Source organism: Leisingera sp. G5_S3_59_S7 (genome assembly GCF_054968485.1).
Window position 1 is genome coordinate 22678 of sequence record NZ_JBQKUH010000011.1, and the last position, 21263, is coordinate 43940.

18 protein-coding genes are annotated in these 21263 nt (G+C 62.9%); 13 read left to right on the forward strand and 5 right to left on the reverse strand.

The genetic code is table 11. From position 1 onward, the window contains the following. Positions 1–53: 53 nt before the first annotated feature. From ACTRWG_RS07560 to ACTRWG_RS07600, 9 genes are all read left to right on the forward strand, one after another. Positions 54–1316, forward strand: a complete 1263-nt coding sequence (locus ACTRWG_RS07560; protein ID WP_027235721.1) for an RsmB/NOP family class I SAM-dependent RNA methyltransferase — start codon at positions 54–56, stop codon at positions 1314–1316. 99 nt (positions 1317–1415) lie between these two features. Then, positions 1416–3158, forward strand: a complete 1743-nt coding sequence (locus tag ACTRWG_RS07565; RefSeq protein WP_259957933.1) for a heparinase II/III family protein — start codon at positions 1416–1418, stop codon at positions 3156–3158. A gap of 24 nt (positions 3159–3182) precedes the next feature. Beyond that, positions 3183–4772, forward strand: coding sequence for a bifunctional phosphoribosylaminoimidazolecarboxamide formyltransferase/IMP cyclohydrolase (purH, locus tag ACTRWG_RS07570; RefSeq protein WP_462829187.1), 1590 nt, complete (start codon positions 3183–3185; stop codon positions 4770–4772). A gap of 16 nt (positions 4773–4788) precedes the next feature. After that, positions 4789–5271: a signal peptidase II gene (lspA, locus tag ACTRWG_RS07575; protein ID WP_260002583.1), complete on the forward strand. Its 483-nt coding sequence runs from the start codon at positions 4789–4791 to the stop codon at positions 5269–5271. A gap of 55 nt (positions 5272–5326) precedes the next feature. Beyond that, on the forward strand, positions 5327–5848 hold the full coding sequence (locus ACTRWG_RS07580) for a DUF3035 domain-containing protein (protein WP_027235717.1): 522 nt from the start codon (positions 5327–5329) through the stop codon (positions 5846–5848). Between the two features lie 166 nt (positions 5849–6014). Then, positions 6015–7358 carry a M16 family metallopeptidase gene (locus tag ACTRWG_RS07585; protein WP_027235716.1) on the forward strand — a complete coding sequence of 448 codons (1344 nt, stop codon included), beginning with the start codon at positions 6015–6017 and terminating at the stop codon, positions 7356–7358. Further along, the gene (locus ACTRWG_RS07590) at positions 7355–8674 is read left to right on the forward strand and encodes a M16 family metallopeptidase (protein ID WP_462829188.1); all 1320 of its coding nucleotides are present in this window, start codon (positions 7355–7357) and stop codon (positions 8672–8674) included. The genes ACTRWG_RS07585 and ACTRWG_RS07590 overlap by 4 nt, the downstream gene beginning before the upstream one ends. Before the next feature lie 267 nt (positions 8675–8941). Then, positions 8942–11077 (forward strand): polyribonucleotide nucleotidyltransferase, encoded by a 2136-nt coding sequence (gene pnp, locus ACTRWG_RS07595; RefSeq protein WP_435660911.1) that lies wholly within the window; start codon positions 8942–8944, stop codon positions 11075–11077. Between the two features lie 197 nt (positions 11078–11274). After that, the gene (locus ACTRWG_RS07600; RefSeq protein WP_051357778.1) at positions 11275–12570 is read left to right on the forward strand and encodes a glycosyltransferase family 4 protein; all 1296 of its coding nucleotides are present in this window, start codon (positions 11275–11277) and stop codon (positions 12568–12570) included. Here ACTRWG_RS07600 and ACTRWG_RS07605 read toward each other — a convergent pair. Continuing rightward, on the reverse strand, positions 12546–13973 hold the full coding sequence (locus tag ACTRWG_RS07605; RefSeq protein WP_027235713.1) for a mannose-1-phosphate guanylyltransferase/mannose-6-phosphate isomerase: 1428 nt from the start codon (positions 13971–13973) through the stop codon (positions 12546–12548). The two genes, ACTRWG_RS07600 and ACTRWG_RS07605, sit on opposite strands and share 25 nt — an antisense overlap. A 129-nt stretch (positions 13974–14102) precedes the next feature. Beyond that, positions 14103–14753, reverse strand: coding sequence for a peroxiredoxin (locus ACTRWG_RS07610; RefSeq protein ID WP_027235712.1), 651 nt, complete (start codon positions 14751–14753; stop codon positions 14103–14105). 316 nt (positions 14754–15069) lie between these two features. On the opposite strand from ACTRWG_RS07610, the gene ACTRWG_RS07615 reads away from it, so the two are divergent. Further along, positions 15070–16509, forward strand: a complete 1440-nt coding sequence (locus ACTRWG_RS07615) for an aldehyde dehydrogenase family protein (RefSeq protein WP_027235711.1) — start codon at positions 15070–15072, stop codon at positions 16507–16509. A gap of 188 nt (positions 16510–16697) precedes the next feature. Here ACTRWG_RS07615 and ACTRWG_RS07620 read toward each other — a convergent pair whose 3' ends face one another. Together ACTRWG_RS07620 and ACTRWG_RS07625 are read right to left on the reverse strand one after the other, a co-directional pair. Further along, positions 16698–16991 carry an AzlD family protein gene (locus ACTRWG_RS07620; protein ID WP_027235710.1) on the reverse strand — a complete coding sequence of 98 codons (294 nt, stop codon included), beginning with the start codon at positions 16989–16991 and terminating at the stop codon, positions 16698–16700. Continuing rightward, positions 16984–17697 carry an AzlC family ABC transporter permease gene (locus ACTRWG_RS07625; protein WP_027235709.1) on the reverse strand — a complete coding sequence of 238 codons (714 nt, stop codon included), beginning with the start codon at positions 17695–17697 and terminating at the stop codon, positions 16984–16986. Before ACTRWG_RS07625 ends, ACTRWG_RS07620 begins: the two co-directional genes overlap by 8 nt. Before the next feature lie 111 nt (positions 17698–17808). Between ACTRWG_RS07625 and ACTRWG_RS07630 the strand changes: the two genes are divergently transcribed. Further along, on the forward strand, positions 17809–18357 hold the full coding sequence (locus ACTRWG_RS07630; protein WP_027235708.1) for an XRE family transcriptional regulator: 549 nt from the start codon (positions 17809–17811) through the stop codon (positions 18355–18357). A gap of 12 nt (positions 18358–18369) precedes the next feature. Here ACTRWG_RS07630 and ACTRWG_RS07635 read toward each other — a convergent pair whose 3' ends face one another. Then, a complete protein-coding gene (locus ACTRWG_RS07635) occupies positions 18370–19023 on the reverse strand; it encodes an RluA family pseudouridine synthase (RefSeq protein WP_027235707.1) in 654 nt (217 codons plus the stop codon). Between the two features lie 153 nt (positions 19024–19176). On the opposite strand from ACTRWG_RS07635, the gene truB reads away from it, so the two are divergent. Then, positions 19177–20088 (forward strand): tRNA pseudouridine(55) synthase TruB, encoded by a 912-nt coding sequence (gene truB, locus ACTRWG_RS07640; RefSeq protein ID WP_027235706.1) that lies wholly within the window; start codon positions 19177–19179, stop codon positions 20086–20088. 564 nt (positions 20089–20652) lie between these two features. Then, positions 20653–21165 (forward strand): DUF1643 domain-containing protein, encoded by a 513-nt coding sequence (locus tag ACTRWG_RS07645; RefSeq protein ID WP_027235705.1) that lies wholly within the window; start codon positions 20653–20655, stop codon positions 21163–21165. The last annotated feature ends 98 nt before the right edge of the window (positions 21166–21263 follow it).

Genomic DNA, 21263 nt, shown 5'->3' on the forward strand with positions numbered 1-21263 from the left:
ATGATATACGCCCCTGTCCCGCGCAAACAAGCCGTGCCCCAAGGAGCTGCCAGATGTCCGATGCCAATCACGCCCGCCGCACAGCGGTCTATCTGCTGGATCAGGTGCTGGGGGAGGGGCGGCTCCTGGCGGAATGCTATGCCTCGGGCGCGCTGGAGAAGCTGGCGCCGGAAGACCGTGCACGGGCGCAGCGGCTGGCCGTGGAAACCCTGCGCAGTCTGGAGCGCGCCGACCGGATCCTGAAAAAGCACTTGAAGAAAACGCCGCCGCTGATGGTCATGAACGCGCTGCGGCTGGGCACAGTGGAGCTGTGCTCAGGCGGCGCGGCGCATGGGGTTGTAAATGCGATGGTGGCCATCGTTTCCAAGCACCGCCGCCACGGGCAGCTGAAGGGGCTGGTGAACGCGATTCTGCGCAAGGTGGCTGACGAGGGTCCGGAGGAATGGGCAAAGCTGCGTGTGCCGCGCCTGCCCAACTGGCTGCGCAAACCACTGGTGCAGGCTTGGGGCGCTGATGCGATGCTGAGCATGGAGGCCGCGCATCATGCCGGCGCGCCGTTGGATATCACCGGCAAGCCGGGCGCGGACTTGCAGGCGCTAGGGGGTGTGCTGCTGCCCACCGGTTCGCTGCGGATCGCAGGCGCGGGGCAGGTGTCGGCGCTGCCGGGCTACCGGGAGGGCGATTGGTGGGTGCAGGATGCCGCCGCCGCGCTGCCCGCGCTGATCCTGAATGCGCTGCCGGGGGAACAAGCCCTGGAACTGTGCGCAGCCCCGGGCGGCAAGACCATGCAGATGGCCGCTGCCGGTGCCAAAGTGACGGCTGTCGATATCTCGGAGAGCCGCGTGGCGCGGCTGATGGAGAACCTGGAGCGCACCGGTCTGGAGGCCGAATTGGTGGTGGCCGACGCACTGGAGCAGACCGGCCAGTACGACGCGGTGCTGCTGGACGCGCCCTGTTCCGCTACTGGCACCATTCGCCGCCATCCGGACCTGCCGCAAGCCAAGGACGGCAGCGAGTTCGGCGCGCTGATTGAGCTGCAGGCGCAGATGCTGGCGCACGCGTGGACCCTGGTGAAACCCGGCGGGCGGCTGATGTACTGCACCTGCTCCCTGCTGCCGGACGAGGGGGAATGCCAGGTCGAAGAAGCGCTGGAGATGTTCCCGGATATGGTTGCCGACCGTGAAGCGCTGAAAGTGACCGGCGTGGATGCTGACTGGATCACCGAAGAAGGCGGCCTGCGGCTGCGCCCGGACTATTGGCCGGAACAAGGCGGCATGGACGGCTTCTATATGGCCCTTTTGCGCAAAACCGCGTGAGCCCGGGGCGTGCCGGGCATTCCCCGGTGACTTGAGCCGTACCCCGCGCTATGCTCCTGCCAAAACGCCCTGGAAAAACCCGGCGTGAGGCAAAAGAGCATGTCCACTTATGACAGAATGGCAGGCCGCGGCACCCGGCTGCTGAACCGGTATTACGCTTGGCGGGCCCGCAGACAGCCTGCAGCGACCGGCTTTGTCTCGCAGCCTGAACCGCGGACCATCGGCAGCTTTGCCCGCGGGCGTCAGCTGGTGGCGGGCAACCTGCTGTTTGCAGGCTACCTGGTCGAATCGCCGGATACCGGCCTGTGGGAGGTCGCTGCACCGGATGCTGCCTTTGATGCTGAGCGGCACGGCTTTGCCTGGCTCGACGACCTGGCTGCGGTCGGTGATTTCAAGGCCCGTGCCAAGGCGCAGAAATGGGTCTGGGGCTGGATTGCGCATCACGGGCACGGCGGCGGACTGGCCTGGCTTCCGGATCTTACTGGACGGCGGGTGATCCGGTGGATCAACCACGCGCTGTTCCTGCTGAGCGGCAAGGACAAGGATGAGACTGAAGCTTTCTACACCTCCTTGGCGCGGCAGACCTGGTATCTGTCCCAGCGCTGGCAGGGGGCGGCCCCTGGACTGCCGCGGTTCGAGGCCCTGTGCGGCCTGATCTATGCAGGCCTTGCCTTGCAGGGGCGGGAGGAGCTGGCAGACCCGGCTGTCAGGGCGCTGGCGGCTGAATGCGAGTCTCAGATCGACGGACAAGGCGGGTTGCCGACCCGCAACCCGGAGGAACTGCTGGAGGTCTTCACCCTTCTGACCTGGGCTGCCGCAGCCTTGCACGAGGCCGGACGGGCGGTGCCGCCTGCGCATTCCGCTGCCATCGAACGGATCGCCCCCACCTTGCGCACCCTGCGCCACAGTGATGGCGGCCTGGCACGGTTCCACGGTGGCGGCCGCGGGCTGGAAGGCCGGCTGGATCATGCTCTGGCTGCCAGCCATGTGGCGGAGCGCCATGCCGACGGGCTGGCGATGGGTTTTGCCCGGCTGTCGGCGCGGCGCACCTCGGTGATTGTCGATGCCTCTGCGCCACCCAAGGGCAAGGCGTCTTACAACGGGCACGCTTCGACCCTGGCGTTTGAGCTGACCTCGGGGCGGCGGCCGCTGATCGTGAATTGCGGCTCTGGTGAAACCTTCGGGCTGGAATGGCGCCGGGCCGGGCGGGCCACACCGTCGCACACCACACTGTGTATCGAGGGGCACTCCAGCGCCCGGCTGGCGCCCCCGCATAAAACCACCGGCCATGAGGAGCTGATCGAAGCGCCTGACGATGTGCCGCTGGAGCTGAGCGATCTGGCGGAAGGCTTGCGGTTTCAGGGCGGGCATAACGGCTATGCCGCGCATTTCGGCCTGACCCATGCCCGTACGCTGGAATTGTCCTTTGACGGGCGAAGCCTCAGCGGCGAGGACATGCTGGTGGCCTTGGATGATGCCGCCAAACGCCAGTTCACCAAGGTGCGGGATGCCAGCCAGGACGGCGGCATCGGCTTTGACATCCGTCTGCACCTGCACCCGGAGGTGGATGCAGCCCTTGACTTGGGCGGCGCGGCAGTATCCATGGCGCTCAAGAGCGGGGAAATCTGGGTGTTCCGCCATGACGGCACCTGCCAGCTGCGGCTGGAGCCAAGCGTTTTCCTGGAAAAGACCCGCTTGAAGCCGCGTGCGGCAAAGCAGATCGTTTTATCCGGGCGGGCGATGGGATATGCCACCCGCGTCCGGTGGACGCTCAGCAAGGCGCAGGAGACTGCCATTGCCGTGAGAGACCTGAACCGGGACGAACCCGAGACGTTTGACTGAGCCTTTGAAAAGGACCGCCCTGCCATGACCGACCTTCACCCCGTACGCCGTGCGCTGCTTTCCGTATCCGACAAGACCGGCCTGATCGAGCTGGGCAAAGCGCTGGATGCGCGCGGTGTCGAACTGCTGTCTACCGGCGGCTCCGCCAAGGCACTGCGCGATGCTGGACTGGTCGTGAAAGACGTCTCCGAAGTGACCGGTTTCCCGGAAATGATGGACGGCCGCGTGAAGACCTTGCACCCGATGGTGCATGGCGGCCTGCTGGCCCTGCGGGATAATGACACCCACGTCGCCGCAATGAAGGAACATGGCATCGGCGCCATCGACCTGCTGGTTGTGAACCTCTATCCGTTCGAGGCAGCGCTGGCGCGTGGTGCGGACTACGATGAGATGATCGAAAACATCGACATCGGCGGTCCGGCGATGATCCGCGCGGCCTCCAAGAACCACCTGTTCGTGAACGTGGTGACCGACGTCCAGGACTATGAGGCGCTCTTGGCAGAACTCGACAACAACAACGGCCAGACGTCTTATGCCTTCCGACAGCGCCTGGCCCAAACCGCCTATGCCCGCACTGCGGCGTATGATACGGCTGTCTCGAACTGGATGGCGTCGGCGCTGGAGGAAAAGACTCCGCGCCGCCGTGCCTTTGCGGGTGAGCTGAAGCAGACCCTGCGCTATGGCGAGAACAGCCACCAGGAGGCGGCCTTTTACACCGATGGTTCGAACCGCCCGGGTGTTGCCACCGCAGTGCAGCTGCAGGGCAAAGAGTTGAGCTACAACAACATCAACGACACTGATGCGGCATACGAGCTGGTGGCGGAGTTCGACCCGGCCGACAGCGTGGCAGTTGCGATCATCAAACACGCCAACCCCTGCGGTGTGGCCAAGGGCGCAACCCTGGCAGAAGCCTATCAGAAGGCGTTCGACTGCGACCGCACCTCGGCCTTCGGCGGCATCGTCGCGCTGAACCAGCCGCTGGACGCGGAGACCGCCGCCAAGATCACCGAGATCTTCACCGAAGTGGTGATCGCGCCGGGTGCATCCGGCGAGGCCAAGGAAATCTTTGCCGCAAAGAAAAACCTGCGCCTGCTGCTGACCGAAGGCCTGCCGGATCCGCGCAAGCCCATCGTGGCCTACAAGCAGGTGGCCGGCGGCATGCTAGTCCAGGACAAGGACGTCGGCTACGTCGGCATGGAAGACCTGAAGGTGGTGACCGAGAAGGTGCCGTCCGACGCTCAGATGCAGGATCTTCTGTTTGCCTGGAAAGTCGCCAAGCACGTCAAATCCAACGCCATCGTCTATGTGAAGGATAACGCAACCGTCGGTGTCGGCGCGGGTCAGATGAGCCGTCTGGACAGTGCCAATGTGGCGGCGGCCAAGGCAGGCCGTATGGCGGCTGAGCTGGGCCTTAAGGAAAGCCTCGCCAAGGGCTGCGCAGTGGCATCAGACGCGTTCTTCCCCTTCCCCGACGGTCTGCTGGAAGCAGCCGCCGCGGGCGGCACCTGCGTCATCCAGCCGGGCGGATCAATGCGCGATGATGAGGTGATCAAGGCGGCCAACGAGAAAGGCCTGGCCATGGTCTTCACCGGCATGCGTCACTTCCGCCACTAAGCCGGGCAGTTAAGACATGGCAGCACGTTGGATGATCTGGGGCGCAGCCCTTTCGTTCCTGGCGGATCAAGCCAGCAAGTACTTTGTGATCCACTGGATGGGGCTGGACCAGCGCCACCGGATCGACGTGCTGCCGCCGTTCCTCAATTTCCGCTACGGCGAGAACACCGGCATCAACTTTGGCCTGTTCGGCGGCGGGGATGAAGCAGCGCGCTGGATTCTGATCGCCCTGTCAGCCGTGATCTGCGTGATCCTGGCGGTGTGGGTCTGCCGCGGTCAGGACAAGTCCCGTGGCATGCAGCTTTCCGCCGGGCTGGTGATCGGCGGCGCGCTGGGCAATGTCGCGGACCGGCTGCTTTATGGCTATGTGCTGGACTTCCTGAACACATCCTGCTGCGGCATCCAGAATCCTTTCGTTTTCAACGTGGCCGACATCTTTATCTTCGCCGGTGCTGCCGGGCTGATCTTCTTTGACGGGCGCCGCAAAAAGCCTGCGTAGACCTTGCCGGGCAAATACGCTAAAAGCGCCAGGAAACAGGCAGGAGTTTGGGGCAATGCGGATCCCGTTCGGAGTTATGGTTCTGGCTGGCGCGCTGGCAGTGTCCGGCTGCGCGCAGAAGGGGCTGCGCGTTCTTCAGAAGCCGGGCACCGGCCCGGATGAATTCCTGGTCCTGCCCACCAAGCCGCTGAGCACGCCGGACAATTTCAGCAGCCTGCCGGCGCCGACCCCTGGGGGCGCTAATCTGACCGATGTTAATCCGCAGGCCGAAGCGGTGGCTGCCCTGGGCGGCAAACCGGGGGATCTCGTTGCCGTCAGCGGCGTGCCGTCTGGCGATGCCGCGCTGGTCACAGCCTCCAGCCGCTATGGTGTTGAGCCCGGAGTGCGTGACACCCTGGCCAAGGAAGACGCGAAGTTTCGTCACCGCAACCGCCACCTTGGGCGGATCAAGATCGTGCCGGTGGACCGCTACGAGCAGCTGTACCGCAAGCAAAGCATCGACCCGTTTGCCGTCAGCGACCAGTTCCGCAGGGCGGGAGCAGCGACACCGTCTTCGCCGCCTGAAGAAGAGTCCTGAGCGCTCACTTTTCTGCCAGCCGGTCTTGCAAGATGCCAGCCGCCGCGTAGGTTGACAGCAGCCTTTCTGCTGGCAACGGGCCGCGAATTGTGGCTGCAATAAACAACAGAGCAGTAACTGCTCCCTGCCGGGCAAGGGCAGGGGCGCAAGAATTGGAGGACGCCAGATGATCCACAGGATCACATTGGCCGCCGCGGCGCTGATTACCGTTTTGTCCGGCCCCCTGCGGGCCGGGGACGACGCGGTGACCGCGTTCACCCTGGACAACGGCATGGACGTTGTCGTGATCGAGGACCACCGTGCACCGGTGGTGCAGCAGATGGTCTGGTACCGGGCCGGTTCTGCAGATGAGCCGCCGGGCCAGTCCGGAGTCGCCCATTTTCTGGAGCACCTGCTGTTCAAGGGCACCGACAAGCTCGCCCCCGGAGAGCTGTCGGCCACTGTGCGCGCAAACGGCGGCCAGGATAACGCTTTCACCAGCTATGACTACACGGCCTATTTCCAGCGCGTCGCCGCCGACCGGCTGGAGCTGATGATGCAGATGGAAAGCGACCGGATGACCAATCTCCGCCTCAGCGAGGAGGATATCGCCACCGAGCGCGAGGTGATCCTGGAAGAGCGCAACCAGCGCACCGACAATGACCCGGTCGCCCTGTTCCGCGAGCAGCTGCAGGCCGTGCAATACCTCAATCACCGTTACGGCCAGCCGGTGATCGGCTGGCGGCACGAGATGGAAAGCCTGGATATGGAGGACGCGCTGTCCTTCTATCAAACCTATTACGCGCCCAACAATGCCATCCTGGTCGTCTCCGGTGATGTGCAGCCCGAAGAAGTGAAGGCGCTTGCCGAGAAGTATTACGGCGTAATCCCGGCCAATCCGGACCTGCCGGAGCGCTTCCGCAGCCAGGAGCCGCCGCAGACCGCGGCCCGCCGGCTGACATTCGAGGATCCCCGCGTCGCGCAGCCCTACGTGCAGCGGTCCTATCTGGCGCCAGAGCGCGACAGCGGCGCCCAGCAGAAAGCTGCAGCCCTGTATCTGCTGGCAGAGCTTCTGGGCGGCGGCAACACCTCCTACTTGGCCAATGCGCTGCAATTCGACCAGCAGGTTGCCGTTTACACCGGCGCCTTCTATTCGGGCAGTACATTGGACGACACGTCCTTTACCTTTCTGATCGTTCCGGCCGAGGGCGTCAGCATGCACGACGCGGAGGCGGCATTGGATGCCACAATCGCCCGCTTTCTGGAGGACGGTGTTGATGAAGCTCAGCTGGAGCGGATCAAACTGCAACTGCGGGCGGCGGAAATCTATGACCGCGACAACGTGAACGGCATTGCCAACCGCTATGGCCAGGCGCTGAGCATCGGGCTGACTGTGCAGGATGTGCAGGATTGGCCGAAGATCCTGCAATCGGTCACGGCGGATGAGATCATCGCCGCCGCCAAGGAGGTTCTGCGGCCCGAAACATCTGTCACCGGTTGGATGACGCGCGACGAAGAGGTAACCCAATGACCCCGCTGAAATATTTCGCTGCGGCACTGGTGGCCTGCTTCCTGGCCCTGCCCGCTTGGGCAGGCATCAAGATCGAGGAAGTCACCTCTCCCGGCGGGATCAAGGCCTGGCTGGTGGAAGACCACAGCATTCCCTTCTCGGCTCTGGAGCTGCGCTTTCGCGGCGGCACCTCATTGGATGTGCCAGGCAAGCGCGGTGCGGTCTACCTGATGACCGGGCTGCTGGAGGAGGGCTCCGGCGATCTGCGCGCCCAGGATTACGCCCGAGCAGTGGAATCGCTAGCAGCGGAGTTCTCCTATGACGCGGACAAGGATGCAGTTTCCATTTCCGCCCGCTTCCTGACTGAAAACCGGGACGAGGCGATGGCACTGCTGCGCCAGACCCTGTTTGAGCCGCGATTTGACCAGGATGCGCTCGACCGGGTGAGGGCGCAGGTGCTGGCGGGCTTGCGCTCTGATGCCAAGAACCCCAACAAAATCGCTGGTGAGGTGTTTTCCAAACTGGCTTTTGGCGATCACCCGTATGGCAGCGACGGCAAGGGCACGCTGGAAACCGTTTCCGCGCTGAGCCGCCAGGACATCTTCGACGCTTACGAGGCGGTGTTTGCCCGCGACAGGCTCTATGTCAGCGCGGTGGGCGACATAACTGCCGAGGAATTGGGCAGGCTGCTGGATGATCTGCTTGGGGCGCTGCCTCCGGAAGGGGCGCCGATCCCCGGCCCGGCAGAGGTTTCCATAGAGGGCGGTGTCACCGTCGTGGATTTCGAGACGCCGCAGTCGGTTGCACTGTTCGGGCAGAAGGGCATCAAGCGCGAAGATCCGGATTTTTTCACGGCTTATGTGATGAACCAGATTCTGGGCGGCGGATCTTTTGAAACCCGCCTGATGACCGAAGTGCGGGAAAAGCGCGGACTGACCTATGGGGTCTATTCCTACCTGGTGCCGCGGGATCTGGCGGCGGTCTATATGGGATCGGTAGCGTCCGCCAATGGCAAGATGGCCGAAGCGGTCGAGGTGATCCGCAATGAATGGCGCCGCATGGCCGAAGACGGTGTGACAGAAAAAGAGCTGAAGGACGCTCAGACCTATCTGACCGGTGCTTATCCGCTGCGGTTTGACGGCAACAGCCGCATCGCCTCGATCCTGGCGGGGATGCAGATGGATCACCTGCCGATCAGCTATGTGGAAACCCGCAACGACCGGATCAACGCCGTCACCCTGGAAGTTGTGAATCGCTTTGCAGCGGAGTTCCTGGACCCCGAGGGACTGCAATTCGTTATTGCCGGCCGCCCCGAAGGCCTGGAAACCACGAATTGATATTTTGCCGGGCGGGGTGTGCCCCCGCCCGTCTGCTTTACGGGGCCGCCGCGGCTTGTTCGCAAAGCGCACTGCCGCCCATCGCGGCTGGCCTCCACTGCTTTCCCTTTCAATTTGCCGCCAACTCATGTATGGGCGGGCCTATCTGAGACGATGTGCCCGGGCCCCGGCACGCGAAAGAAAGATAGGTGGGGCCGGCGGCAATGGGGCCGCCACGCAAACGGGAGACCCGGAGGGCCGGGAGTGCTCCCTTTTAGGATACGCTAGATGTTTAACGTTACGAAGAAATCGATGCAGTGGGGCGAAGAAACGCTCACACTGGAAACCGGCAAGGTTGCCCGCCAGGCTGATGGCTCTGTGATTGCCACCCTGGGCGAAACCTCGGTCATGGCCAACGTGACCTTTGCCCGTCAGCAGAAGCCCGGCCAGGACTTCTTCCCGCTGACCGTGCACTACCAGGAAAAATACTATGCTGCGGGCAAGGTGCCTGGCGGCTTCTTCAAGCGCGAAGCGCGCCCGACCGAAAAAGAAACCCTGACCGCGCGTCTGATCGACCGTCCGATCCGCCCGCTGTTCGTCCCCGGCTTCAAAAACGAAGTGCTGGTGATGTGCACCGTGCTGAGCCACGATCTGGTCAACGACCCGGACATGGTTGCAATGATCGCGGCTTCGGCTGCACTGACCCTGTCTGGCGCGCCCTTCATGGGCCCGATTGCAGGCTGCCGCGTCGGTTTCGAGGATGGTGAGTACGTCCTGAACCCGACCGTCGATGACATGCAGGACCTGCGCCTGAACCCCGATCAGCGTCTGGATCTGGTTGTTGCCGGCACCAAAGACGCCGTGATGATGGTGGAATCGGAAGCTTACGAACTGTCCGAAGCAGAAATGCTGGGCGCAGTGAAGTTTGCCCACGAGCAGATCCAGCCAGTGATCGACCTGATCATCTCGCTGGCCGAAGAAGCCGCAAACGAGCCGTTCGACTTCACTCCGCCGGATTACTCCGAGCTGTACGAAGCCGTGAAGGCCGCTGGCGAAACCGAGATGCGCGCCGCATTTGCGATCAGCGACAAGCAGGAGCGTACCGCAGCTGTTGCCGCAGCCCGCGAGACCATCAAGGCTGCTTTGACCGAAGAACAGCTGGAAGATGCCAACTTGGGTTCCGCGCTGAAGAAGCTGGAAGCCGGCATCCTGCGCGGTGACGTAGTCAAGACCGGCAAGCGTATCGACGGCCGCAAAACCGACGAGATCCGGGACATCGTGTCCGAAACCGGCCTGCTGCCGCGGACCCACGGTTCTGCTCTGTTCACCCGCGGTGAAACCCAGGGCCTGGTTGTGACCACGCTGGGCACCGGCGACGACGAGCAGTTCATCGACGCGCTGCACGGCAACTTCAAATCCAACTTCCTGCTGCATTACAACTTCCCGCCCTATTCGGTTGGCGAAGTTGGCCGCGTGGGCCCTCCGGGCCGCCGCGAAATCGGTCACGGCAAGCTGGCTTGGCGTGCGCTGCAGGCGGTTCTGCCCGCGGCAACCGACTTCCCCTACACTATCCGCGTTGTCTCCGAGATCACCGAATCGAACGGTTCGTCCTCGATGGCATCGGTCTGCGGCGGCTCGCTGTCGATGATGGACGCAGGTGTTCCGCTGAAAGCACCGGTTGCCGGTGTTGCGATGGGCCTGATCCTGGAAGACGACGGCTCCTACGCGATTCTGTCCGACATCCTGGGCGACGAAGATCACCTGGGCGACATGGATTTCAAAGTGGCGGGTACCGAAAACGGCATCACCTCGCTGCAGATGGACATCAAGGTCGCCGGCATCACCCCAGAGATCATGGAGAAAGCCCTGGCGCAAGCCAAGGACGGCCGTATCCACATTCTGGGTGAAATGGCGAAGGCTCTGACCGAAGCGTCCGAGTTCTCGGTCCACGCTCCGCGCATCGAGACCATGCAGATCCCGACCGACAAGATCCGCGAAGTGATCGGCTCCGGCGGCAAGGTGATCCGCGAGATCGTCGAAGTGTCCGGCGCCAAGGTCGACATCAACGACGATGGCGTGATCAAGATCGCCAGCCCGAATGGTGAGGCCATCAAAAAGGCCTATGACATGATCTATTCGATCGTGGCAGAGCCGGAAGAAGGCCAAGTCTACACCGGCAAGGTCGTGAAGATCGTCGACTTCGGCGCCTTCGTGAACTTCTTCGGCAAACGCGACGGCCTGGTGCACGTTTCCCAGATCGAGAACCGCCGCCTGAACCATCCGTCGGACGTTCTGAAGGAAGGCCAGGAAGTGAAGGTCAAGCTGCTGGGCTTTGATGACCGCGGCAAGGTCCGCCTGTCGATGAAGGTTGTCGACCAGGAAACCGGCGAAGAGATCAAGAAAGAGGAAGCTGCCGAAGGCTAAGGCCTGCAACAGTTTCCGGACGGGTTCCGGCTGCAAGGCCGGAACCCGTCTGCTCTGACCCGCCCCGCTGCCGCTGGCGGCAGGTGCCCGGACCCTGCGCACAACGCACTGCGCTTTCCGGTTCTTACGCTGCTCCGCTTGTCGTGAAGCCGACGGGAGCGATGGCCGGGCTGCTTAAAAACTCAGCTGGAGATCCCATGCGTCCGCTCTTTTACGATTTGACCGAGCTGCTGTATCTGTCCCACGGGTTCAAGACGTATTACGGCATTGCCAAGGTCGTCGCGGAAGGCGCCAAAGAGGCCTTCCGGGCCAACAACGGCACCCGGTTTGTTGCGTATTCCCAGGGGCATGACGCGTTTTTTGAGATTTTCCCAAAGTATGACGATACCGCCGAGGGCGGGATTGACCTGAATGTGCCGAATTCCGGCAAGCCTTTTTTCATGCGCCGGATCCACAATCGCAAGAAAAAGAAGGCTCTGCACTACGCAGCGCCTTTTGTGTTCGGTGTTGTGGACCTGATCGAGCGGTCCCGCTGGGCGCTGAGCGGCGCTGACAACCCGATCGTGTCGTTGGATGGCGGCGCCTGGGTGAGCTGCGGACGACCCAAGCTGATCATTCACCCGATCAAGCATCTGAAAAATCTGGACGTGGAAATTCACGTGCTGATTCACGATATGATCCCTCTGCATGATTTCAAACGCGGCGGTGCCCCCGACTTCTCCAGTTCTTTCCTGGGCGACAACCAGTGGCTGCTGGAGCACGCGGATCACGTGATCGGCAACTCGCAGTTCACCATCGATGATGCAAAGGATTTTGCCAGCCAGGGCATTCTGCCCGAGCTCAAGCGCACCTCGGTAGCGCCGTTGGTTCATGAGCTGCGCGCCGGAGATGAAGAGCAGTCGGTGGACATCCCTGAGCGCCCCTATTTCCTGATGGTCGGCACGATGCTGGGCCGCAAGAACCTTGATGTGGTTCTGAATGCGATGAACCTGATCGCCAAGCGGGGCGGGACGCCGCCGCTGCTGGTCATGGCCGGCAAACGGCGCCACCGCACGATGGACTACCTCGACAAGGAGGAAATGGCGCTGGTCAAGCCGCATGTACTGCAGCTGGACACCCCGAACCAGAGCGACCTGGTGCGGCTGTACGAATCCTCCCAGGGGGTGATCCTGCCCTCCCGCATCGAAGGCTGGGGGCTGCCCGCCGGCGAGGCGCTGTGGGCGGGTGTCCCAGCGGTTTGCGCGGACATTCCGGTCATGCACGAAGTTTGCGGCGAACTGGGGCTGTATTTCGGCGTCGATGACCCTGAAACCCTGGCCGGACATATTCAGCGCCTTGTGCAGGACGAAGTCTTTGCCGCCGAATGGCGGGCGAAGATCGCGGCGAACCGTGATCAGCTTCGCACGTGGCGCGACTTTGGCCAGGATTTGCTGGCCAATGTTGCCGCCAATTCCGAACCGGCCCGTGCTCAGTCGGTTTCGCTGCGGGCGTAGACATCCTCGTAACGGATGATGTCATCCTCGCCGAGGTAGGAACCGGTCTGAACCTCGATCAGCACCATGTCCAACTTGCCGGGGTTTTCCATCCGGTGAACGGCACCCAGCGGGATATAGACAGACTGGTTTTCCCCGACCAGCTGCTGGGTATCATCGATGGTGACGCGCGCGGTGCCTTGCACCACGATCCAGTGCTCTGAGCGGTGGAAATGGCTTTGCAGCGACAGCGCTGCGCCCGGTTTGACAACGATCCGTTTCACCTGGAACCGCCGCCCTGTAGCCAGGCTGTCGAAATAGCCCCACGGGCGGTGGTCGCGCGGGAATTTCACCGCTTGCGGCGCCTGTTCCGATTTCAGCAGTTCGACGGCCTTCTTGACGTCCTGCGTCCGGGACTTGTCCGCCACAAGAACAGCGTCGGGCATGGCAATGGCCACAATGCCGTCCAGTCCCAGGCCGACAATCTGCTGGCCGTCGGATTCAGACCGGAGCAGCACATCCTTGCAGTCAATTGCCGCTGCGTTGCCATTGGTCGCGACACCGTCCGAATCCGGGCCGCTCTCTGCCCAGACGGCGTTCCAATCTCCAAGATCTGACCATTTTCCCTCGAAAGGCACGGAACAGATATTCTTGGCCTTTTCCATGATCGCATAGTCGATCGAGATGTCCTCCGCCGCGGACCAGGAGGCCGGGTCCAGGCGCAGAAAGCCGAGATCCGCCTTGGCGTTTTCGACGGACTTGCGGACTGGATCGACCAAATGCGCAGCGTGCTGTTCAAAAGCGGCAATGAGCGCGCGTGCGGTGAACAGGAAGATGCCGGCGTTCCAAAGGTAGTTTCCGGCTGCCAGCATCTTGGCCGCGGCGGCGGCGTCGGGTTTTTCGACAAAACGGCTCAGCGGTGCTGGCTTTCCAGGCTCGGCTTCTCCGTCCAGCTGAAGGTAACCATAGCCGGTTTCCGGGTGCGATGGCACAATGCCGAAGGTCACTAGATCGCCAGCCTGCGCTCGCTCTGTTCCTGCCAGAATTGCAGCACGGAAGGCGTCTGCATCCGGTATCACATGATCAGAAGGGGCAACGATCAGCAGTGTATCGGGGTCCTCGGCAAAAGCGTGCAAGGCTGCTGCCAGAACGGCAGGCGCGGTATTGCGCCGGTCCGGCTCAATCAGGATGGCGCCCGGGTCAATGCCTGCGCCCAGAAGCTGTTCGGTCACGACAAACCGGAAATCCGAATTGGTCACCACAATGGGCGCCGCGAACCCGTCGCCTGACAGCCGCCCGACGCTTTCCTGAAACAGGGTTTTTCCACCTTTCAGAGACGTGAACTGCTTGGGGTAAGATTCGCGTGACAACGGCCACAGCCGTGTTCCCGAGCCGCCGCACATCAAGACTGGAGTGATCTGCATTCGGACCTCCTGTTTTTTCATGCGCTATAAGCGAATGGAACTCCGAAGACAAACGCTCAACGCGGCCTGCCGGGCTGAGAACGGCACTGCCTGATTGCCATGCCGTCCCCAAATTGCGTGTGTCTGATATTACTCCGGCGCCTTTACCTTGCGAAGGTAAGGGAAGATGGTTTCGTACTCGCCGAATTTCGCGGTGGCCTCTTCGTCCGAGACACTCGGCGGGATGATCACGTCCTCGCCCGGCACCCAGTTGGCGGGCGTGGCGACGCCCTTGGCGGTCATCTGCAGCCCGTCCAGCGCGCGCAGGATTTCGGCAAAGTTACGGCCTACGGTCATCGGGTAGGTCATGTTCAGCTTCAGCTGCTTGTCCGGGCCGATGATGAAGACGGACCGCACGGTGGCGCTGTCGGCCGGGGTGCGGCCGTCGGGCAGATAGGCTTCGGCCGGCAGCATGTCGAACGCCTTGGACACCGCCAAACCGTCATCCGCGATGATCGGGAAGCCGGGATTGGCCTTGCCGTATTCCTCAATGTCCTTCTTCCACTTGCGGTGATCCTCGGCGCTGTCGACGGAAACGCCGATGACCTTGGTGTTCCGCTTGGCCCATTCGTCATTCAGCTGCGCGACAGCCGAAAATTCAGTGGTGCAGACCGGGGTGAAGTCCTTGGGGTGCGAAAACAGAATCGCCCAGCTGTCGCCGATCCAGTCATGGAAGTTGATGGTGCCCTGGTCGGTTTCAGCGGTAAAATCCGGGACCACGTCGTTAATGCGCAAACCCATTGCAGTGTCCTCCTAGTCAGGGTGTCGTGTCTGATTGTTGCGTCCGGCTGCCGTCGGGCAGCCCGAGTCGCCCCAAGTGCAACCTGGGGGCTCCGCCGCTACGTTACAGCGCTTGGCCCGGGATGCCACGAGAATTCTCCAATTGCCTTGCGTGGCAAGGATTTGCGGGCGCTGCGTCAGGTGCGTTGACAGCACTGGCTGAAATTTGATCAAATTACGCAGCCGAAGCCCCTTGCCCCCCTGCTGGCCGAGTGACACAGTGGCCGCCAAACCGGCCAGACGGTTGGGAGAAAACGTCTGAATTGGGAGATCCCGCATGATCGAGAAACGCGACTTTTACATCAATGGCCAGTGGGTATCCCCTGCTGAGCCGAATGACTTCGAGGTGATCAACCCCTCGACCGAGGAACCCTGCGCTGTCATCTCGCTGGGCTCAGAGGCTGACACCAACGCTGCGGTTGCGGCGGCCAAGGCTGCCTTTCCGGGCTGGATGGACACCCCGGTGGAAGAGCGCATCGCGCTGGTCGAAAAGCTGGTCGCAATCTATGAATCCCGGGCTGAGGACCTGGCCCAGGCAATGTCGATGGAAATGGGCGCGCCGATCAACCTGTCGCGCACGTCGCAGGTTGGTGCCGGCAGCTGGCACCTGCGCAACTTCATCGCCGCGGCCAAGGAGTTCAAGTTCGACGCGCCGCTGAACGAAAACGCCCCGAACGACCGGATTATCCATGAGCCCGTCGGCGTCTGTGCGCTGATCACACCGTGGAACTGGCCGATGAACCAAATCACCCTCAAAGTGGGCGCAGCGGCGGTTGCCGGCTGCACAATGGTGCTGAAGCCGTCCGAGCAAAGCCCGCTGAACGCGATGATCTTTGCTGAACTGATGGACGAGGCTGGCTTCCCCGCAGGCGTCTTCAACCTGGTGAACGGCGACGGGACCGGTGTTGGTGCGCAGCTTACCGGGCACCCGGACGTGGACATGGTGTCCTTCACCGGCTCCACCCGCGCAGGTATCGCAATTTCGCAGAACGCGGCTCAGACCCTGAAGAAAGTGCATCTGGAGCTGGGCGGCAAAGGCGCCAATGTGATCTTTGAGGATGCCGACGAGAAGGCAGTGAAGCGCGGCGTGCTGCACATGATGCAGAACACCGGCCAGAGTTGCAACGCGCCCAGCCGGATGCTGGTGCAGAAGGGCATCTATGACCGCGTGGTGTCCGAGGCTGCGGAAGTGGCGGCAAAGGTCGAAGTCGGTCCCGCCGATAAGGAAGGCCGCCACATCGGCCCGGTGGTGAATGAGCTGCAGTGGAACAAGATCCAGGACCTGATCCAGAAGGGCATCGATGAAGGCGCCAAACTGGTGGCGGGCGGCACAGGGCGTCCGGACGGGCTGAACAAGGGTTATTATGTGAAGCCCACGGTCTTTGCCGATGTGAACAACCAGATGACCATCGCGCGTGAAGAGATCTTTGGACCGGTGCTGTCGATCCTGCCGTTCGAGACCGAAGAAGAGGCGATAGAGATTGCCAACGACACACCCTATGGCCTTACCAACTATGTGCAGACCCAGGATGGCGCCCGCGCCAACCGCATGGCCCGCGCGCTGCGCTCCGGCATGGTGGAAATGAACGGCAAGTCGCGCTCCGCCGGATCGCCCTTTGGCGGCATGAAGCAGTCCGGCCAGGGACGGGAGGGCGGCAAATGGGGGATCGAAGATTTCCTGGAAGTGAAAGCCGTCGGCGGCTGGGCAGCTGAATAAGCCCCCTGTTTTGGAACGAACGGAGAGCCGCCTTCCGGGGCGGCTTTCTTTTTTCCAGCATCGCCCCCGTCCCGTGCGGGTGTGCTCCCGCGCCCGCATGCCCCCGGCTGCGCCGGGCGCCCGCCGGCTTGGGCGTGGCCCGTGCTGCGTCCGGGCAAGGGGCAGAAAAGCGCTGGCGGCGCAGGGGATCAGAAGTACGCTCTAAGCAGGCAGATTGCGGCGATTCCCCCGGCCATGGCCAGGGGAAGGCTGCGGGTTGCTAATGCTATGGTCAGCGAGGCAGCGCCCGCTGCCCACTCCAGCGGTCCGCCCTGCATCAACAGATAGGTGACCAGTGAAAGGATAAGGCAGCCCGGCAAGGCCTGCAGGCCACGCGCCCAAGGGCCGTGTTCCGGCACCCGCCGGCCCAGCAGGTAGCCAGAGAGCCGTACAGTGAAGGTTGCGGCTGCGAGGGCGAATATCAGGAGCCAGGTTTCAGTCACTGCCCAGCACTCCGGCAATCGCGGCGCCGCTAAGGCCGCCCAGTATCAGGGTCCAAGTGGGATCGAGCGGGGTCAGCAGGCCCGCCAGCAGAACAACGGCGATGGATCCGATCCAAGGCAGCAGCATCGCGCTGCCGCTCCACAACGAGCGCAGGATGGCGATAAAGGCGGCAGTGAAGGCAAAATCCATGCCCAACGCTTTGGGCTCCGGCACCGCCGTGGCAAAACTGGCTCCCGCCACCGTGGCCAGCACCCAGACCGCCACCAGCCCCAGGCCGCCGCCCACCAGATACCAATAGCCGGTGCGGCGGCCGCGGGCGCGCATCGCGTGCATCAGCGCCCAGTTCTCATCCGTCGCCAGGTGAACCCCGAGCACCACCTGCCACCAGGGGCGTCCGGCGAATTCATCCCGCAGCGAGGCAGTGATCAGCAGCAGTCGCAGGTTCAGCGCCAGCCCGGCCAGCAGCGCCGCCCCGGCGCCTGCCCCCGCAACCAGCCGTTCCACAGCGATGATCTGCGAGGAGCCGGCGAAGACGATAGTGCCCATCACCCCGGTCTGAAGTCCGTCCATTTGCGCCTGCGCAGCAAGCAGGCCAAACGCCAGTCCGTAGACACCTACCCCAACTGCCAGGGGCAGGATGTCCCGAAGACCGGCGGTCAACTGGCTCCGGGCGGGACTGCTGCGGGTTATTTCTTGCAGGGTCATTAGACGGCTCCTCTGGAAGCGGGTCTGTAGTTCAGCTATACCGAACGCGAGACTTCTATATCGAACGCTGCGTTTGTTCGTCAAGGCGAACGAAAGGATGAAATACAGAACATGTCAGCGCCCAATCAGATGATCGCAGCAGCCATCCAGCGCGAGCGCAACCGTGCAGGCAAGTCGCTGTCAGCGCTTGCCGCGCAGGCGGGAATTGCCAAATCGACCCTGTCGCAGCTGGAGGCAGGCAACGGGAATCCCAGCGTAGAGACGCTTTGGGCGCTGGCTGCTGCGCTCGATGTCCCGCTGAGCCTGTTGTTTGAAACCCAAGCGCCCGCCACCACCCTGATCCGGGGAGGGGAGGGGGAACCGCTGGAATCGGAGCAATCGGATTTCACCGCTGTCCTGCTGTCGCGCTGCCCGCCGAATGTGCGCCGTGATGTCTACCGGGTTGTGATGCAGCCGGGACAGGTCCGCCGCGCCCAGCCGCATCCGCGCGGCACGGTGGAGCATATGCTGGTCTGCTCCGGGCAGATGCGGGCAGGGCCGGACGGACAGGAGGAGAGCCTGCAGCCCGGCGATTACTACACCTACCCCGGCGACCGGCTGCACAGCTATGAGGCGCTGCACGCGGATACACTGTTTATCATGGTGATGGAGGCGCCGTGACCTGCGGCGGAGTCAGAAGTCCGGTTTCACCCGGAACTTCAGCGACTCGCCGCTGTCGGGGTGTTTGATCCGCAGCTCCTCGGAGTGCAGCATCAGCCGCGGGTGGTCCAGCGCCGCGCCGCTGGCATAAAGCGGGTCGCCCAGGATCGGGTGGCCCAGAGAGAGCATGTGCACCCGCAGCTGATGCGAACGCCCGGTCTTGGGCGTCAGCCGCACCCGTGTGGCGCCTTCCTCGTATTTCATCACCCGCCAGCCGGTGACAGCCGGCTTGCCGGTCTCATGGCAGACCATCTGTTTCGGCCGGTTCGGCCAGTCGACGATCAGCGGCAGGTCCACTGTGCCGCTCCGCGGCTCCAGCCTGCCATCGACCCGCGCCACATAGGCCTTTTTTGCGGTACGCTTTTCGAACTGCATCGACAGGTGCCGCTGCGCGTGGGGGCTGAGGCCGAACACCATCACGCCGGAGGTGTCCCGGTCCAGCCGGTGCACCAGCAGCGCCTCGGGGAACACCGCCTGAACGCGGCTGATCAGGCAGTCGGCCAGGTGCTCACCGCGTCCTGGCACCGATAGCAGGCCCGCGGGCTTGTTCACTGCCAGCAGCTCGGCGTCGTGGTGGAGGATCTCCAGCGGGTCCTGCGGCGGGGTGTAATCGCTTGATACGGCCATGGGCGCCTGCCTAGCGCCACAGGCGGTCCGGGGCAAGCATGGCCGGGTTCCGCTGGCCCCGGTGCTTTCCTTTGAGGCCTGCCATTTGCTAAATTGACACTGTCCCGGCGATCCGGTAACCGGCGCGCCTCACTGACACATGGGGGGCGATGCATGGCACGCAAACGCAAAGGGCGCGATATTTCCGGCTGGCTGGTGGTGGACAAGCCCGCGGGCCTGACCTCGACGGCGGTTGTGAACAAGGTGCGCTGGGCGCTGGACGCCAAGAAGGCCGGCCATGCGGGCACCCTGGACCCCGAAGCAACCGGTGTTCTTGCCGTGGCGCTGGGCGAGGCGACCAAGACCGTTCCCTATATCACCGATGCGTTGAAGGCCTATACTTTCACGGTGCGGCTGGGCCTGGCGACCAACACCGATGACGCTGAGGGCGAAGTGATCGCCGAAAGCGATGCCCGCCCCACCGACGAGCAGATCAAGGAGGCGCTGCTGCCTTTTCTGGGCGAGATCATGCAGGTGCCACCCAAGTTCTCCGCCGTTAAGATCGACGGCCAGCGCGCCTACAAGCTTGCCCGCGATGGCGAGGATGTGGAGATTGCGGCCCGTCCGCTGTGGGTGGAAGAGCTGATAATGCTGGACCGCCCTGACGAAGACCATGTGGTGCTGGAAATGACCTGCGGCAAGGGCGGCTATGTGCGCTCAATTGCCCGCGACCTGGGCGCGGCTCTGGGCTGCCATGGCCACGTCAAGGAACTGCGGCGGATCTGGTCAGGCCCGTTTGATGCCGAAGACGGCATCTCACTGGAGCTCATTGACGAACTGGCGAAATCGCCTGAGCTCGATCAGTACCTGCGGCCGCTGGAGGAAGGCCTGGCCGACCTGCCCGAACTGAAGTGCACGCCGCAGGGGGCTGTGCGGCTCCGCAATGGCAATCCGGGCATGGTAATGGCCGCAGACGTGGAATATGGCGACGAAGCCTGGGCCTCCCTTGAAGGCAAGGCGGTCGCCGTGGGCATCTACAAATCGGGCGAGCTGCATCCGAGCCGGGTTTTCGTGCAGCCGGAGTGATCCTGCTGAATTCCGGCACAGGCTTGATAGTATCTGCCGGAATAATAGTGGTACACCTCAAGCCGGACATGCAGGCTGCCGGGGTCAGCCTCATTCCCATCCACACTGTACCAAGTTTCATCGAACTCTGACGCTGTGCTAAGGGAGATGGTCCCCAGGCCGGATTGTCCTTCCAGGATCAGCAATTCGCGTCCGCCGGCCTGAACACTTGAGCTGCCGTTCTCTGTCTCGACCACTCGGACACGGCAGCGAAGGTCATAGCTGGGACCATGCGGGAGGCTGCCTTCAAGAAGCGTCTCTCCGTTGCTTCGACCCCGCTTGGCGGCAGGTTGGGATCATCCTGGTCCGGCTCCGCAACCTTCGGCCCTCCTGGTCGCCTGTATCCGAATTCCAGCCATCGTGGCTTATAGCGCCGACTAACCCGGAGAGGGCGAGGAAACGAACTAGTTCCATGTCAGTCTCGTAAATGCCGAAAATTCATTTACCGCAGAAGCGGCGTTATTCCCCTAGACGCAGTGGCCGACCTGCTTGGAAAACACGCCGCGTCAAACTAATAAAGCGCGCATGATCACCCGCCGCCACACCAAGGGCGATGCCCCCTCGACCGCCGTCTATTCGGACTGCGAAACCTACCGCTACAGCCTGACACGGGTTTGGGATCCAGCGGGGCAGCGGGTGATGTTTGTGATGCTGAACCCCTCGACGGCAACCGAGGTTCAGAATGATCCTACCATCGAGCGCTGCGAGCGGCGCGCCCGCGCGTTGGGGTTTGGCGGGTTCAGGGCGACCAACATCTTTGCCTGCCGGGTTACCGACCCGCGTGAGATGCGGCGGCTGGAGGCGCCGGAAGGCCCGGACAATATGGCGGTGATTCTGGAAGGGGTGGATTGGGCCGATATGGTGATCTGCGCGTGGGGCACCCACGGCACGCATCGCGCCCAGGGTGCGCGGGTCGCAGCGGCACTGAGGTCGAGCGGCAAGCCATTGTATCACTTGGGGCTCAGCAAGGCGGGCCACCCCAGGCATCCGCTTTACATCGCCTACAGCCAGCAGCCTCAGTTGTGGCACCCGGACTAGGACACTTTCAGCGTCCGTTAACCTGTGTTCTCGTTTTGTTTTGAACGCGTTCCTACAACGTGAGATTGTATTTCAGGTAAATGTTTGTCCAGGGGTTG